This window comes from Postechiella marina, from assembly GCF_039538365.1.
GTDB lineage: Bacteria > Bacteroidota > Bacteroidia > Flavobacteriales > Flavobacteriaceae > Postechiella > Postechiella marina.
In genome coordinates this window covers 26,724-42,752 of sequence record NZ_BAABCA010000002.1, presented here as the reverse complement: position 1 = coordinate 42,752, position 16,029 = coordinate 26,724, and the positions used below count along the sequence as shown (strand labels likewise).

The 16,029-nt window shown below is 32.6% G+C and carries 13 protein-coding genes and 1 tRNA gene; 2 read left to right on the top strand and 12 right to left on the bottom strand.

Annotated elements, in window-relative coordinates:
• Positions 1-2: 2 nt before the first annotated feature.
• On the bottom strand, positions 3-434 hold the full coding sequence (locus tag ABD715_RS04000; protein WP_344786797.1) for a YybH family protein: 432 nt from the start codon (positions 432-434) through the stop codon (positions 3-5).
• 213 nt (positions 435-647) lie between these two features.
• On the opposite strand from ABD715_RS04000, the gene ABD715_RS03995 reads away from it, so the two are divergent.
• Positions 648-950, top strand: a complete 303-nt coding sequence (locus ABD715_RS03995) for a hypothetical protein (RefSeq protein WP_344786796.1) — start codon at positions 648-650, stop codon at positions 948-950.
• Here the strand turns inward: ABD715_RS03995 and ABD715_RS03990 are convergent, their stop codons facing one another.
• From ABD715_RS03990 to ABD715_RS03945, 10 genes are all read right to left on the bottom strand, one after another.
• Positions 951-2,051: a DUF4407 domain-containing protein gene (locus ABD715_RS03990; protein WP_344786795.1), complete on the bottom strand. Its 1,101-nt coding sequence runs from the start codon at positions 2,049-2,051 to the stop codon at positions 951-953.
• Between the two features lie 125 nt (positions 2,052-2,176).
• Positions 2,177-3,628, bottom strand: coding sequence for a T9SS type A sorting domain-containing protein (locus ABD715_RS03985; protein WP_344786794.1), 1,452 nt, complete (start codon positions 3,626-3,628; stop codon positions 2,177-2,179).
• A 22-nt stretch (positions 3,629-3,650) separates the two neighbouring features.
• Entirely contained in the window at positions 3,651-4,796 is a 1,146-nt protein-coding gene (locus ABD715_RS03980; protein WP_344786793.1) for a cytochrome-c peroxidase, read from the bottom strand.
• Between the two features lie 5 nt (positions 4,797-4,801).
• The gene (locus tag ABD715_RS03975; protein WP_344786792.1) at positions 4,802-6,274 is read right to left on the bottom strand and encodes a hypothetical protein; all 1,473 of its coding nucleotides are present in this window, start codon (positions 6,272-6,274) and stop codon (positions 4,802-4,804) included.
• A complete protein-coding gene (locus tag ABD715_RS03970; RefSeq protein ID WP_344786791.1) occupies positions 6,261-7,730 on the bottom strand; it encodes a RagB/SusD family nutrient uptake outer membrane protein in 1,470 nt (489 codons plus the stop codon). The genes ABD715_RS03975 and ABD715_RS03970 overlap by 14 nt, the downstream gene beginning before the upstream one ends.
• Before the next feature lie 4 nt (positions 7,731-7,734).
• Positions 7,735-11,100 carry a SusC/RagA family TonB-linked outer membrane protein gene (locus ABD715_RS03965; protein WP_344786790.1) on the bottom strand — a complete coding sequence of 1,122 codons (3,366 nt, stop codon included), beginning with the start codon at positions 11,098-11,100 and terminating at the stop codon, positions 7,735-7,737.
• A 3-nt stretch (positions 11,101-11,103) separates the two neighbouring features.
• Positions 11,104-12,213, bottom strand: a complete 1,110-nt coding sequence (locus ABD715_RS03960; protein WP_344786789.1) for a FecR family protein — start codon at positions 12,211-12,213, stop codon at positions 11,104-11,106.
• Between the two features lie 209 nt (positions 12,214-12,422).
• Positions 12,423-13,028: an RNA polymerase sigma-70 factor gene (locus ABD715_RS03955; protein ID WP_344786788.1), complete on the bottom strand. Its 606-nt coding sequence runs from the start codon at positions 13,026-13,028 to the stop codon at positions 12,423-12,425.
• A gap of 97 nt (positions 13,029-13,125) precedes the next feature.
• Complete coding sequence (locus ABD715_RS03950) at positions 13,126-13,983, bottom strand: DMT family transporter (RefSeq protein ID WP_344786787.1); 858 nt, start codon at positions 13,981-13,983, stop codon at positions 13,126-13,128.
• A gap of 108 nt (positions 13,984-14,091) precedes the next feature.
• A complete protein-coding gene (locus ABD715_RS03945; protein WP_344786786.1) occupies positions 14,092-15,480 on the bottom strand; it encodes a dipeptidase in 1,389 nt (462 codons plus the stop codon).
• A 99-nt stretch (positions 15,481-15,579) separates the two neighbouring features.
• Between ABD715_RS03945 and ABD715_RS03940 the strand changes: the two genes are divergently transcribed.
• Positions 15,580-15,661: transfer RNA gene (locus ABD715_RS03940), tRNA-Leu, on the top strand.
• Positions 15,662-15,776: 115 nt separating this feature from the next.
• Here ABD715_RS03940 and ABD715_RS03935 read toward each other — a convergent pair.
• On the bottom strand, positions 15,777-15,920 hold the full coding sequence (locus tag ABD715_RS03935; RefSeq protein WP_344786785.1) for a hypothetical protein: 144 nt from the start codon (positions 15,918-15,920) through the stop codon (positions 15,777-15,779).
• Between the last annotated feature and the right edge of the window lie 109 nt (positions 15,921-16,029).

Sequence of the window (16,029 nt, the reverse complement as noted above, 5' to 3'; positions counted from 1 at the left end):
GCTTAACAAGAAGTGTCAGCAATAATTTTCCACTCTCCATTTATTTTCTTGAAAATAAGCATAAAAATACCATTAGCATTTCCAATTTTTCGTTTTAAATGAAACTCACCCATAACATAATAAGCATTATCGCTAATTTTAGTAATATCATTTAAAATAAAATTTAAAGTTCCCATATCATCAAGAGACGGGTACCCTTTTTCATATTTCTCAAATGTGTCGTGCCAACCCGATGTTAATCCGCTAGTACTATAAAACTTAAGCGAATCACTTTTCCAGTAACCTTTCATAAAACCTTCAAGATCTCCCTTAGACCAAGCAATGCGTTGTTTTTTTAAAACAGTTTCTATAGCTTTTATATCAGCCTTTTTGCTAGACTGTGCATTGCATATACATAAGGTTAAAAAGCAGGCAATAACTAAAATCTTTTTCATTTTAATAACATTTAATTGAGATAGTAAATATAAAGAAAAGCATTTGTATATGTAATACATCGATGCTTTTGACATGTAATTTTTATTTAGCTACACTTATGGTTGATTCGTCGAATAAATTGTGGTGGTTTAACTTTGTAATATATATTTATATCGTAATCAATAGATTACTTCTCCCTCAAATTTATTATATATTAATTTAAACTCATTATTATGGAATTGAAAATTACCAGTTACAACAGTTTTTTTAAAATGAAAGGCATACTTAACAAAGCCAATTTGAGTGTGTTTGAAAATGAATTTACTAACATTTTTGATAAGCTAGACAAGCTAACCATTAGTATTGAAAATATTGAGTGGATGGATAAACAAGGTGTTGAGGCTTTGGCAGCTTTGCACAACGAATCTATAATAAAAAATAAAGAATTATCTATTATAGGTATGGGTTGTAAAGAGCTTTACGAGCATTTTAGAACAGATATGTCTACAAAAATAACTGCAGAAACAGCAGCGTAATTATAAAACATTTTTTTGATTTTTAAAAAAGGCATCGGCTTGTAACTCTATAAGTTCTCGTGCCTTTTTTCTTTTATAGTTATACAACTCTTTTTCGTCTTTTATATCGCTGTAAACACGATTATTAATAGCATAATCTGTTTTTAGTAAAGCTTCGCTTTGGTTTTTATTTTGCAGTATGTTTGTTTTTAAAGCTAATTCCTGTTCTTCTAACTTAAAATCGTAAGCGCTTTTTGTAGTCAATAATTTAGCTAATATTGGCGATGTTTCTATGGCTAAAAACAATAGAAAAATAAAGAAAGATGGTAACCAAGGTAATTTGTCTAGAGCTGTAATACGTGCCATTAATCCATCAAAATTATTAATTATGGGTTGGGTTTTTGTAACCTGTGTATCGTAACTTTTGTTAAGCTTAACTATGCGTTGTTCTAAATCTTTTATTTTGGTTTTGTTTTCTAGTTTTAATGTCTCAAGCTCGTGTAGTAAAGCATCGTGTTTGTTGCGTTTTTCTTTATAAACAGGACCTTTACCTAGTTTTTTAGTGCCTGCTGTGCCTTCGGCCTCTGCAATATAAGTGTTGTATAGCTGGTTTACTTCGGTTTGTTTAACTTCAATCTCTTTTTTTAAGTTTAAAATTTCTGTTTCAAGCGCCTTTATGTTTGGGCTAAACTGTTTTAATATTTGGTTTTGATTTGCTAAGGTTAAAACGTTTTTTTCTTCTAATAAAACTTGATTAATTTCTTTCTCGAATATTTTTAACTCTAAAGGTTTAGAGATAACTATAGCTATAATAATGGCTAGTAATAGCCTTGGTGTAACTTGCAAAACCTCGTTAAAGAAGCGCCCGTTTTTTCTTATAGTTGACACAATAAACCGGTCTAAATTAAAAATAAGTAAACCCCAAATAAGTCCGAAACCAATGGCTGCAAAATAATTGTCGAAAACAGTATAAAGCGCATAGCTGGCAGCTATAAAAGCCATTAAAGCAGTAAAGAAAACGGTTGCGCCAATACCTGCATATTTGTTTTGTTCACCTTTAGAACATTGTTCTAAAATATCAGTGTCGGCGCCAGAGCAAATGATGAAGAATTGCTTTAGCATAATAAGATTGATTTTTGATTGATTGTCTATTAAACGCTAAAACCTTGATTTTGTTACATAAAATTATAAAAAAAGCCTCGAATTAACGAGGCTTTTCTAAAAATGGAGTTTTAATTTGCTATTAATTATTTAACCAAGATTTTTTTAGTGATATTAATTACGTCTGTTTTTACATTAAATAAATACATACCGTTGTTTAGGTTAATATCTATTTTTTCTGAAGTAATAATACCTTCTGATACTTTTTTACCCGTTATGTCATGAATGGCATAATTAGCTTTTATTAAGCTTTTAGGTACCATAATATATTCTGTAGCAGGATTAGGGAATACATTTATTACACCAGCATTAATATTAGAGATAGATAGAGTAGAAGGGTCAAAACTGTATAGTTCGTTTCCTGTGGTACCGTTATCTCCTTCAAAGTATAAAATGTCGTTTAATACGGTAATCTCGTCTATGTCAATAATGGTATCGTCTAGTTGTTCTATTGTAGTGCCATTGGTTCTAAAAAGATGGCCTTTATTATCGTTAGCATCTTCACCTCGGTAATATAAATAGCCACCGTATTCAGCATAATCCGAAGGGTTGTGGTTATTATTCGTTCCAGAAATATTACTTAGGTTAGTAATGCTATTTGATATAGGGTCTAAAACATAAAGTTGATCGCCATTAGTACCATCATCACCCTCAAAAAATAGTTTTCCATTCCATGCGTATAAATTATTAATGCCACCAAGACTCGTAGCATTTGTAACAGCAACGGTTCCTGCTGTTGTACCATCTGTTTTCCATAAGGCATTATCGGCTTCAAAAAACAACTCAGATCCAATTAAGGTAAAGTTACTTATGCTAGAATCTCCATCTCCAGTATCAATATCTTTAACCAAAGTAAAAGTGTCAGAGTCTGGGTTGTACGTATACAGCTCTCTTCCATAGGTTGCATCGTCTGTAGAATAATTCATGTATATAAATAAAAGGTTATTAAAAGCAATCATATTTGCAGCTACCGATTCGTAACCTGTTCCAGAATCTGCTACTTGTACAGCATCGTTAGTACCATCCCACTCTACAAGTTTATTTGTTGTTTCTGCACCTGTTCCTGGTTGGCTGCCAACTGTAAAGTAGGCCTTTCCGTTAAGTTCTACAAAACGCTGTGGTGCTTCACCAAAAATAGAAGGCATAATATCTACTTTTGTTGTTCCTGCCTCTGTTCCATCAGAAGTCCATAGTTCTGAACTATTGCCATCGTAAGCAGTGAAGTAAAATTGGTTTTTAAAGGTAAAAAGATTAAAAGGAGAACTATTATTAGAACCAGGACGAATATCTTTAATAAATGTAGTTCCAGCTTCAGTTCCATCTGTTATCCAAAGTTCTTTTCCTAAATCGGCACCGCCAGGAGTGTTAGAACCATTAGAATCATCTGCAGCAAAAAAGATTTTTCCATCAAAAACGGTTAAGCTTGAAGGGTTAGAATTAGATGTGCCATTATCGTTAATTTCTTTAACTAAGGTAACTTGAGCGTTTAATGCTAAGGCCCCAAGAATAGAGGCAAATAAAAGTAATTGTTTTTTCATAATTTTAAATTTTAGCTGTTATTTATTGTGGGAGTTTTGGTATTAGTGTGCGTCCTTTGCTAGACGACAAGGTTTCCATAAAAGCAATTAAGGCTTCTATTTCTGGTTTATTAAGATTTAATTTTTTTAAAATAGGCGATGTGTTTGGTATTAAAGAGTCTCTACCTTTACCTAGATATTTTTTCTGGATTGGAGCTGGGTTACCAAGGTTGTAAAACTGAACAACATCTAATAGACTAGGAAAATTACCGTGATGCATCCATGGGCCTGTTCTGGCAACTTCTCTTAAAGTTGGGGTTCTAATTTTACCAATATCTGCCATTTTTTTAGTCACGTTGTATAGCCCAAAATCTTCGTCTTTGGTGCCAAAAAGTGTTTGCCCGTCGTTATGAAATTGGTTATCTGAAAAATACGGTGTGTTGTGGCAATTAATACATCTTGCTTTAGTACGAAATAGGTGTAGCCCTAAAACTTCTTGATTGTTAAGTTTTGTAGAATCGCCCTCAACAAACTTGTCGAATTTAGTTTTATAGCTGTTTACAGTACGTTCGAAGGTTGCAATAGCAAACTGAATTCGTTTAAGAGATACGGAGTCGTTACCAAACGCAGCTTTAAATAACGGTTTGTAGCCTTTTATATTTGCTATTTTATCTACAGCAATATTTAATTTTTCATTCATTTCTAGCGGGTCTCCTATAGGAAATCTCGCTTGGTCTTCTAGGCTAGAAGCACGACCATCCCAAAATAGTGAATGTGCAAAAGCAGAGTTTAGAATGGTCATAGAGTTTCTTGCTCCTGTTTGTCTGTTATGACCAAAGGAACGTGTAGAATTATCGGTCCAAGCTAATTCTGGATTGTGGCAAGATGCACAAGCTATTTGCCCGCTAACAGATAATCTTGGGTCGAAAAACAAGGTTTTACCCAATTTAGATTTTTCCTTGCTATACGGGTTGTATTCTGGGTGTTCTACTTTGGGTAAAGCTCCAATATCTTTAAAAGTCGATTTGTTTATTGTACTATCTAAATTTGGTGCAGGCCATTTAGTAGGGTCTCCGTTAGAGTAAACCGCTCTTAATTTATCTATATTCGTGTATGTTGCTTTATTATCGGTTTTACAAGAAACTATAAGAGTAGCGGTAATAAAGACTAATATAAGATTTGTTTTCATAGTATTTACAGCGTATATACGGTTACACAATTATTAGTTGTTAGATCTTCTGGGTCTGTATAGCTATTTGTATTGTATAGCATATAATTTGATGTAATGGTGCCTCCAAAAACTTCATCATTTGTAAGATTTAATTGAAACTTAATTTCAAAAACACCAGGACTAACTTCGTAGTATGTGCCTTCGCCAGAAATAGCGATTGCATGGCTGTTTCCGTTGGTGCTAGATATGGTTAAAAACTGAGGTATAATTAAAACGGTGCCATTTGTTGTACTTGTTCCGTTTTCTGGATAGAATTCTATGGCTGGATTTACATTAAATCCTGGAGAATTTGCTCGCGAGCCACTATCGTTAGAAAAATATCTTTTTAGGTTAAAAGAGTTTACTGTAGTTGTTGCGAAAGGACTATCGAAGCCAATTTGAAAGGCATGATGATAAATATCGTCTAGCGGATCTTCTGTGCCATTATCATCATAAAGTACAGCATTTTCGTTTGTAGATTCTACAATAACAGGGTAGGTAAAGGCAAAAGTACTTTGCCATGCACAAACACCATCGTTATTAAAATCGTTCCAATGTTCAAGATACGTTCTATAAAAACCATTAGATAAATCGTAAAAATGACTAGCTGTATTTACATCTGGGTCTCTTGGCGTTTTAATAGGTTTAACAATTTGTAGTTTGGTGTTTCCTGTAGCGTTATAATTTTCTGTGTCTACAAGAGTAATAATGGTTTGGTATAATACATCATCATTATTAATGTCTTCGTTTAAAGTAATTTTATAACTAATTGTTGTATCATCATTTTTAGAGTTATCTGTAGAAATGCTATAATCAAATCCATTTAAAAATTCGAGTATTTCAATATTTTCAATTTCAGAAGCAATATATCCGTTAGGAAAATTAACTTCAAACTCTATTTCTTCACCTGCAATTCCTTCTATTTCAATTCTGTTTTCTGATAAAGTATAGGACGTTAAAATGTCTCCTAAGTTAATAGTGAAACTTGTATTGGGATATGTGTCGTTTATATTTCCAAGGTGTATTGAAGTATCTGATACAGATTCTAGATTTAAAACAATGTTTTCTTCATCTGTCCAACGCTCATTAAAACTAACATAAATAGTATCTGTTAGTTTATTGTTTTTAAAGCTTAGTTGGTTTATTGGGTTTATTTTAAATACGCTAGCATCTGCACTAGTGGTTACACTATAATTTACGGTAACTTCGTTTTTTAATGTATAAGAGGTAAGTGTTACCGGGATTTTTAAAGTTTTTATGCTTGTATTGGTGTAGTTTCTAGATGGAATTATAGCACTGCTAACCTGAGGGTATTCTAGAGGTTCGTTATTGCTATTGGTTAAAAAATTAAACCTAACATAGCTAGGTACGTTGTTAGTAGCATCATCATCTTTTGAGCATGACACCATTAAGACAAAGAGTGTAATTACTGCAAGTAGTGTTTTAGTATGTGTCATTTTGTGTTAGGTTTTCGTTAAGGTCTAGGTTACTTTCTGGAATTGGTAATATATATTTGCCAGATGGATAATTTAAAGTGCATGTTGTAGATATACAGCCTTGATTTTTAATAAGGTCTTTTTTATTTCTAGCTAAATCGAACAGGTATTGCCCTTCAAAGCATAGTTCTTTTCTGCGTTCTAGTAAAAGGGCTGTTTCTAAATTATCTGTGCTATCTAGAAGTGTAGCGTTCGCTCTATTTCTTATAATATTAATATCGTTTTTACAATCTTCAAATAATTCAAGACCTAAAGAAGCTTCGGCACGTATTAAATACATTTCGCTAAGTCTAATGCCAACATATCCAGGGTTGTCTTGAAATTTCTTAGTAAAATTATAAGGCACATTTTCTAGTTCACTATCTACTAAGGTTGATAAGTTTTCTTCAAGAAATAGTTGACTTCTTAAGTCATTAGTTTCGTATAGATTTATTAAATCTACTGATGCTACATAATCTGCATAATTAGAGGTTGATGTAAAACCAAAAAAGCTAGACATAGAACCACCAACATTGCCACCTGTATCTCTAGGTATTGAGAACTCTAACAAAATTTCTGAGATTGGTAAGTCGGGTTTTTCCCATTCCGAAATATAGTTTTCAGATGGTGTTAAGGTAATTCCTGAGTTTAAAATAACGTTGTTTGCAGCATCGTAAGCATTTTGCCAATCGCCTTTGTAAATATATACTCGAGCCAAAAGTGCTTGCGTATTGGTTTTATTAAAATAGGAGTAGGTTGGCCCATTTAATAGAACAAAGTCTGAATAATAATCGAGGGCGTTTATTAAATCGTCTATTATAAAAGCATATGTGTTTTTTACGGTTTCTCTTGCTGGGTAAGTTATGCCATTGGTTAATGTTGTTTTATTATAAACAATACCTGTATGGCTAGCATTTGTAGTAAAACTATAATGTTGTGCATATACATTGACTAGTAAAAAGTGAGCATAGGCTCTAATTGTTAAAGCTTCAGCTTTTATTTGATTTCTTTCGGTTTCAGAGATATTTGTAAGCGTTTCAACATACTCTAGAATTAGGTTTGATTGGTTTATAATATCGTAACTAGAATTGTAAAAGGAGCTAAAATCACTTTCCGTAGCCAAATCAGTAAAATGATAAATGTTTTCTAAGTTTCTTGCAGGTGTAATTTGTCCAATATTACTTCCGGTTTCGGTTGGCGTAAAAGTTATGTTTCCAGATTGTAAATCGGCATATACAGCAAAACGTTCGCCTCTAACATTTTCTTCTAAACTAGAGTATGCGCCATTTAGAGCTGTTACAATGCCTTCAAAACTTGATAGTTGCTCGGTGATAGAGGTTTGCGATCCAGGTTCTTGTTCTAAAAAACTACTGCAGTTATAGCAGGTTATTAAAAGTGTTAATATAGAGAGTTTACAGAGTTGTTTAATGTTTGTCATCGCCTTAAAATTTTGCATTTAATCCCATTGAAATTGTTCGTGCTTGTGGGTAGGTAAACCTAAATTGCCTAATGCCATTTATACCTTCTGGACTTTTGTCTTTATACCAATACAACACATTTGATACATCGATATAAACAGAAAGAGCATCAAGAAAAGCCACACTTTTTCTTGGGAAACTGTAATTTAAATTCACGTTACTTATTTTTAAAGAAGTGGCATCGAATAAATACTTATCGTAATTAGAAATTGGAGGGTTGTTACTTGTTACAATAGGTTGTAAAACTTGGTCGCCTTGGTTTCTCCAAAAATCGTATGCATTAACCGATAGGTTTCTGTTAGAGGTAATATTATATTTAGAGATAAGCTCGTCTTGCGCAAGAAAATCGCCTCCTATTTGAAAACTTCCACGAATAGATAAACTTAGGTTGTTATTTACGGTAAATGTGTTATTAAAACCTCCGTAGGCATCTGGTTGGGCGTCTCCAATTGGTACCCAGTCAGAACTATCAAACAAACTGTTGTATGTTACAGCATCGTATATTTGGCCATCTTTTTCTAGTAAATCTCGACCAGTTGCAGGGTCAATTCCTGCCCATTTAACGCCCCAAAGCGTAGATGTGCTATAGCCAACTTGTTGCGCAAGTGCTTTTTCTGCAGAGGAAAACTTACTCCCTAAACCTTTAAGCTCTGTAACTTCACTTTCTAAAGTCGAAATATTAAAAGATGTACTCCATTTAAAGTTCTTTTTTTGAAACCATTTAACTTGTGTTGATAGCTCTAAACCTCTATTATACATACTCGCTGCATTAATTTGAACAGCACTATACCCTGTTTCGGTAGGTATGTTTCTACTTGTAATTAAGTCGCTAATATTGTCGTGGAAATACTCTAGCGTTAAGCTAATAGAATTTAAAAAGTTGAAATTTAATCCTGCATTAAATTTGGTATTTTTCTCCCAACTTAATTTGCCATTAGGAGCAGAGGTAGGGTAGGCTTCATTAAAATTATTGTAACCACCATTGTTATTGTTAACTGTATATAGTCCTTTAGATCGGTAAGAGCCTATTCTAGAATTTCCTGTTGTACCATAACTTACTTTAAGTTTTAGTAAATCTATCCAGTTACTAGATGTTAAAAAGTTTTCGTTCGATAAAATCCAACTTAAACCAGCAGCACCATTATAGGCAACATTGGTATCGTCTCCAAAAACAGAACTTTGATCGCGCCTAAAATTTCCTAAGAAAAAGTAACGTTTTTTATAATTATAACTTAATTGAGAAAGGAATGATACTTGCGAGTTATAACTAATATCGTTAGAGTAGGTTTGGTTTCCTGTAGTTTCGTTAATTGTTGTGGTTGGGTTGTCGTCTTGCAAGGCATCTTCTACATTATTTAGAATATTAGGATTTACAAAACCTTTACCAGCCTTGTAATTAAAATTGGTTTCTTCTTTAGCTAATTGAAAACCAATAGTACCATCTATAGCATGGTTTTCGTCTAGTTGTTTGTTAAAATTAGCTTGCGTTTGCCAGTTCCATTTTGTACTATTTCTTTCGTTTATAAGCCTACGCCCATAAGCAGGATACGATATGTTATTATACTCAAACGTTCCGTTAAATTGACCACTTTCGTTTTCGCCAGAAAAGTAACGGTCTTGTTCTTTATCTCTATAAGTTAATCCGAATAGCGAAGATATTTTTACAGCATCAGAAATTTGATAAGCCACATTTAAGCTTCCTAATATGCCATAAGTATTTGTTAGGTTTTTATTCTGATTTATAGCAGCTAAAGGATTTCCTAGACCTGTTACCCCTACATCGGCATATGTGCCATCGTTATTGTAAATAGGGAGTGTTGGTGCAAATGCATAACTATAGTAAATGTTTGGAGCATCTTTTTTTATGTAACTAGGGTTTAGAGATAAATTAACATCAATTTTTTTGTGTTTATAACCTAAGTTAATACTCGCATTTAATTGTTTTGTGGTGTTGCCAATTTGCGGTTCGTCTATTTTTAAATATGTTAAACTTGTACGGTAGCTAATTTTGTTTGATGCACCCGAAACATTAAGGTTGTATTTGTTGTAAATTCCTGTTTGGTTTAATAAGTTAAACCAATCTGTGTTTACACCATTATAACCAGCAGATGTATAATCGTTTGTTGTATTTCTTAAATATGCGTCTCTAAGCTCGTAATATTGTTTGCCACTTAAATATTCTATTTGGTTTATGGCAGAAGAAATACCTAATTGTGTTGAAAACCCAAATTTGGTTTTTCCTTTTTTTCCTTGTTTTGTTGTTATTAATATAACGCCATTTGCTCCATCAGCTCCATAAATACTTACAGCTGCTGCATCTTTTAAAACGGTAAAACTTTCAATGTTTTCTGGTGCTATTTGAGAAAGAGGATTCGATAAATCTTCTGTTAATGTGCCACTAGCATCAAAAAACTGACTGTCAATACCAGATTCTTCGGTCATTATTACGCCATCAATAATAATTAAAGGCTGGGTTGAGGTTCCTAAAACAGCACTGTTTAAGGGAGTTAAGCTACCTTGTCCACGAATATTTATACTTACTGGGCCACCAACTCCAGAAGTGTTTTCTATTAAAACTCCAGCAATTTGACCGTCGACCATTTTATCTATACTTTCTGATGCTTGCTCTACAGCAATATCTTTAGAGTTAAGTGTTTCAATACTACCAACAACCTCTTCGCGAAGTGTTTTTGTTCCGTAAGACGATGTAACAATGACTTGGTCTAACTCGCTTGCCGACTCTTTTAAATAAAATATAAATTCTGATTTATTACCAACCACATGAGTTTGAGATTCCATGCCTAAATAAGAGATAACAAGTTCTATACTGTTTATATTACTGCCATTTAGTTTATATGTAAACTCGCCATTAATATTGGTTACAGCTCCAGCTCTTGTGCCTTTTAGTACAATTGTAGCACCTGGTAAAGGTAAGTTTGTATTCGCGTCTAGCACTTTACCTTTTATTAATCTTTGGTCTTGTTGAGATATAGATTTTTGTAACTGCTTTGCTTTTTGTTCAATCAATAAAATTTGATTGTTTTTTAGCACATAAGTAAGCCCTGTGCTTTTTAGTAGAGTACTTAAAGCATTTTCTAAACTTACATCGCTTACATTTAAATTAACTTTTTTGTTTAAGTCAATTTTGTTTGCATTGTAAATAGCACGGTATGCAGACTGTTGTTCAATTAATTTTAAAACAGCACCAAAAGATTGGTTTGTAGTGTTAATCGAAATGGTTTTGCTCTGTGCTATGGCATTTTCGCAAATAAAAGTAATTCCTAAAAAAAGAATTAACACTTTTGCATGTCGTTTAAAAAAATACTTCATTTATTAATTGTTGCTAATTATTATTTGGTTGTCTTTTATGTGGTATTCAAAAAAGGTGTCGAATTTTAATAAATCTAGAATATCTTCTAGAGTCGATGTTTTAAAGTTTATAGTGCCACTAAATTCTTGCGCTTCTAATAGTTTATTGTTATTAACTATTTTTACGTTAAAGGCACGTTCAAGTTTTTTAGAAAAAGAACTAAAGTGTGCCGATTCTAGAATTATTTCACCATAAATCCATGATGTGTATAATGCAGTGTCTACTTTATTAAGTTTAAATGTGTTTGATGCAGCATGCCAAGATGCCTTGTGTTTGGGTGTTAATAAAATATTATTACTTGTTTGGTTTAAGCTAAAAGCTTTTACAGAACCTTCTACTAGAACACACTCGGTTGCTTGTCGCTCTGGATAGGAATTTAAATTAAATTTAGTGCCTAAAACCTCTATGCCAATATTGTTTATGTTAACAATAAATGGTCGGTTTTTATCGGTTTCAACTTCAAAAAAGGCTTCACCTTCTAGAAAAACAAGGCGATTAGAATTTTGGCTAAATTGCTTAGGGTATTTAAATGTTGTACCAGAATTTAAATGTACTTTAGTCCCGTCTGATAGTGTAACTTTAAACGTTTTTCCTAAAGGAATTTTTAATGTATGATACTCTAAAGCCTTTGTTGTTTGCTCTAGTTTATAGATTATTTCGTTATTATTTTGTTTTGCAATAATTTGACCTTGGGGAGTAGTAACATGTGCTTTGTTAAGTTCTATTTTTACAGATGCATCTTTGGTTTCTAAAACAACAGCGTTTGGTTGTTGCTTTTCTTTATTTAATAATGTAAAAGTAATTTTACCAATAGCAATAAATAAAATTAATAGTGCAGCATATTTAAACCACGCTTTATATTTTTTAGGTTTTGTTTTGTTAATCTTATTTTTAAGGTTTTTCCATGCTAATTTTTGGTTGTTATTGTTAACAGCAGACAGCATCCATGCTTTTTTTAAAGTTATAAACTCTTTTTTGTTGGCTTCGGAGGCGTCTATCCATTCAAAAATTAATTCGACTTCTTCTTCGGAGGCGTTTCCATTTAAGTATTTTACAATTAAATCAGAAATCATGGTGTTTTGTTTTTTAGTTTATGGTGTATAAGTAAGTACACGCTATTTTTAAAAAACCCTATTTTATTTATCTATTCTTATTTAGACTCATTAAAAATAAAGACAAAAGTATGAGAAATGATAGATTTAAGAACTATGAATTCTTAAAATATTTTAAAAAAAAATTTAAATGCTAACTGTTACTTTGTTTAAATACGAAGTGTTTTGTTTTAGTAGTCTGAAAATATAATTGTTACGAGAATAACGGGTAGATATTCTGATAGACTGAGCCTTAATATTTTTAAAGCTTTTGTCATGTGGGCTTCAACGGTTTTAACTGTAACGTTTAGCTCGTTAGCAATATCTTGGTTTTTTTTATTGTCGAAACGCTTTTTTAAAAAGATAACTCTTGTTTTTTCTGGTAAGTTTTTAATAGTTTTTGAAATTAAATCTTCTAACTCTGATATGGCTAGAGTATCAAAATTCATGGAATTTAAAATATCAAAATCTAATTCTCGTTCTTTTTTATTTAATATCTTGCTTTTATACCGTTCTTTAACTTGATTGTGCCTAATAGCATTAAGGCATTTAGATTTTGCAAAAGTGTATAGAAAAGATTCTATACCGTTAACTTTCTCAATTTTTTCTTTGTTAAGCCATAGGTTTAAAAAGGCATCTTGAGTTATACCTGCAGATTTTGGTTTGTCGTAAATAAACTGAATGCAAAACCCTAAAATATGGCTGTAATACTTATTGAAAAAATACTCGAAAGCTTTTTCGTTACCAACCTTTAGGTTTTTAAAGTTTAATAATTCTGTTTTGCTATAATCTTGCATTATAATTTGTCACTTGGTGTGCATGGGGAAAATCAAAAATACAACTTTTAAAGCAACAACTATTGTATTAGTTTTATAGCATGCCCCAAAGAGCCTTTTACTTTCCAGACCTAATACTTTCTATTATAACGGTAGATATAATTAATATTCCGCCAATAAATGTATTAATGGTTGGTATTTCGTTTAAAAAAATAAAGGCGAAAATAATACCGTAAATGGGTTGCGTGCTCATAATTATACTTGCAGTACTGGCCGAAAAGTTTTTTAATCCTTTTACAAATAGACTGTGTCCAATAGCAGTAGATAATAATGCTAAAAATATAACATAAGGGTATTGCGTTGTAATGCCAGAAGTGTCTAAAAAGAATAAAACGGGAGATATGGTTAGAGTAACAACAAAAAGCTGATAAATCATTACTGTTTTTCCGTCGTAAGATTTTGATGTGTTTTTTAGCATAATATTTCTTAAAGAGAATATTATGGCAGAAAATACACCCCAAAATACACCTTGTACGTTTGTGTTTTCTATATTTAATTCTGGAACTAAAATATAAAGGCCTATTAAAACTAAAATAGCTAATAGTAAATGGGTTTTGTTAAATGGGGTTTTTCTAATTAATGGTTCTAGAATAGAAGTTATAGCAGGAAATGTGTATAACGATAGCATACCAATAGATACGTTAGATACTTTTATAGCATAAAAATAGGTTACCCAATGTGCGCCTAAAAATAAGGCGCTGGTAAATATTATTGTTTTATCTTTTTTAGAGGTGATTTTTAAATTTTTCTTTTTGTACAAGCAAAAAAGAAAAAGAATAATTAAAGCTAAAAAAGCCCGCCACCATATAATTACAGCAGCAGGCATACTTATATATTTGCCTAATACACCAGCAACACTTATTAGTAATGTAGATAAGCAAAGTTCTAGTACGTTTTTTAAATGTTGATTTTTCATGGTGTGTTGCTAGCTTGTGTTAGCGATTGTAATGGCATCCTTTTTTTGCTGCCATAAATGGCAAAAAAAGATATAATGGAAAGCGCGACCCTTGTGGTAACACCCAAATTATTTTGATAATTCTGTAAAATATTTATAAAAATATGGTATAGTTTCTATACCTTTTAAATAGTTGAAAATTCCAAAGTGTTCGTTGGGCGAGTGTATGGCATCGCTATCTAAGCCAAAGCCCATTAAAATGGTTTTACTTTTTAGTTCTTGCTCAAATAAAGCTACTATAGGTATGCTGCCACCGCTGCGCTGTGGTATGGGGGTTTTTCCAAAGGTTTCCTCGTAGGCTTTGGATGCTGCTTTGTAGCCTATATTATCTATTGGTGTAACATAACCTTGCCCACCGTGATGTGGTGTTACTTTTACGGTAACGCCTTTGGGTGCAATGCTTTCGAAATGTGTTTTAAATAATTGGGTAATGTTTTTCCAATCTTGGTTTGGTACTAAACGCATTGATATTTTAGCGTAAGCTTTACTTGCTATTACGGTTTTGGCGCCTTCGCCTGTATAACCTCCCCAAATGCCATTTACATCGAGTGTTGGGCGAATGGAGTTGCGCTCGTTGGTGGTGTAGCCTTCTTCTCCGTAAACTGCATCTATGTTTAGTGCTTTTTTGTAATTGTTTAAATTAAATGGTGCTTTGGCCATTTCTGCACGTTCTTCTTTACTTAATTCTTCTACATGGTCGTAAAAACCGGGAATGGTAATATGGTTGTTATTGTCGTGTAGTGATGCTATCATTTTAGTAAGCACGTTAATAGGGTTTGCTACCGCACCACCATAAAGTCCAGAGTGTAAGTCTCTATTTGGGCCTGTTACTTCTACCTCGACATAGCTTAAGCCACGCAACCCTGTGGTTATTGAAGGAATGTTGTTGGCTATCATGCCAGTGTCTGAAATTAAAATAACATCGTTTTTTAATTTGTCTTGATTATTTTTTACAAAGGTTGATAGGTTTACGCTGCCAACTTCTTCTTCGCCTTCAATCATAAACTTTACGTTGCATGGCAGTTGGTTTGTAGAGGTCATAAACTCTAACGCTTTTACATGCATGTACATTTGCCCTTTGTCGTCGCAAGCTCCTCTGGCAAAGATAGCTCCTTCTGGATGTTTTTCTGTTTTTTTAATTACGGGTTCGTATGGTGGAGAATCCCATAACTCTATTGGATCTGCGGGTTGTACGTCGTAATGCCCATACACCAAAACAGTTGGTAGGTTTTTATCAATTATTTTTTCGCCATATACTATTGGATAACCGTCGGTTTTACAAATTTCGACCAAATCGCATCCAGCATTTTCTAAGCTTGTTTTTATGGCATCTGCTGTTTTTAAGACATCGTTTTTATAGGCTGTGTCTGCACTTACAGATGGTATTTTAAGTAAATTTATAAGTTCGTTTAAGAATCTGTCTTTGTGTTCTGCTATGTATGATTGGATTTCTTTCATGTTTTAGGAATAAAATTATAGTCAAAAGTAGAAAAAAAGAATGTTTTTTGCCTTAAGAGTTTGGAATTTAAAAATCTTGTTTATATTTGCAGTCCTTTAGCGGGCGTGGTGGAATTGGTAGACACGCTAGACTTAGGATCTAGTGCAGCAATGTGTGGGAGTTCGAGTCTCCCCGCCCGCACAAAAAGCCAACTTATTGTAAGTTGGCTTTTTTTGTTTTCTTTTTTTAGAAAGACCTACTTGTGTAAGCGCTTAAAAAAAAGGGTTTTATTTTTTTAACTCGAGTTTAAAAAAAACTACTTTTTACTTTGCTGTTCTTTAATTGTATCTGCATTTATATCAAATTTCTTGTTGTCAAGATTTGTATTTTCTGAAGGGTTGGTAGGAGCGTTTTGTTCTACTTTTCTTTTAAATTTTCTTTTGTCGTCAATTATTCCCATGAATTTTAATTTTTTAATTATTAATGTTTATTGTTAGTATATCTAACAACTATTATAAATATAATGGGGATGATTCTTTAAAATTAACTCAAACGCTATAAATCTTTGC

Coding starts and splice junctions, on each gene's coding strand:
- ABD715_RS04000 (WP_344786797.1), bottom strand. CDS start 434: ATGAAAAAGATTTTAGTTATTGCCTGCTTTTTAACCTTATGTATATGC.
- ABD715_RS03995 (WP_344786796.1), top strand. CDS start 648: ATGGAATTGAAAATTACCAGTTACAACAGTTTTTTTAAAATGAAAGGC.
- ABD715_RS03990 (WP_344786795.1), bottom strand. CDS start 2,051: ATGCTAAAGCAATTCTTCATCATTTGCTCTGGCGCCGACACTGATATT.
- ABD715_RS03985 (WP_344786794.1), bottom strand. CDS start 3,628: ATGAAAAAACAATTACTTTTATTTGCCTCTATTCTTGGGGCCTTAGCA.
- ABD715_RS03980 (WP_344786793.1), bottom strand. CDS start 4,796: ATGAAAACAAATCTTATATTAGTCTTTATTACCGCTACTCTTATAGTT.
- ABD715_RS03975 (WP_344786792.1), bottom strand. CDS start 6,274: ATGACACATACTAAAACACTACTTGCAGTAATTACACTCTTTGTCTTA.
- ABD715_RS03970 (WP_344786791.1), bottom strand. CDS start 7,730: ATGACAAACATTAAACAACTCTGTAAACTCTCTATATTAACACTTTTA.
- ABD715_RS03965 (WP_344786790.1), bottom strand. CDS start 11,100: ATGAAGTATTTTTTTAAACGACATGCAAAAGTGTTAATTCTTTTTTTA.
- ABD715_RS03960 (WP_344786789.1), bottom strand. CDS start 12,213: ATGATTTCTGATTTAATTGTAAAATACTTAAATGGAAACGCCTCCGAA.
- ABD715_RS03955 (WP_344786788.1), bottom strand. CDS start 13,028: ATGCAAGATTATAGCAAAACAGAATTATTAAACTTTAAAAACCTAAAG.
- ABD715_RS03950 (WP_344786787.1), bottom strand. CDS start 13,983: ATGAAAAATCAACATTTAAAAAACGTACTAGAACTTTGCTTATCTACA.
- ABD715_RS03945 (WP_344786786.1), bottom strand. CDS start 15,480: ATGAAAGAAATCCAATCATACATAGCAGAACACAAAGACAGATTCTTA.
- ABD715_RS03935 (WP_344786785.1), bottom strand. CDS start 15,920: ATGGGAATAATTGACGACAAAAGAAAATTTAAAAGAAAAGTAGAACAA.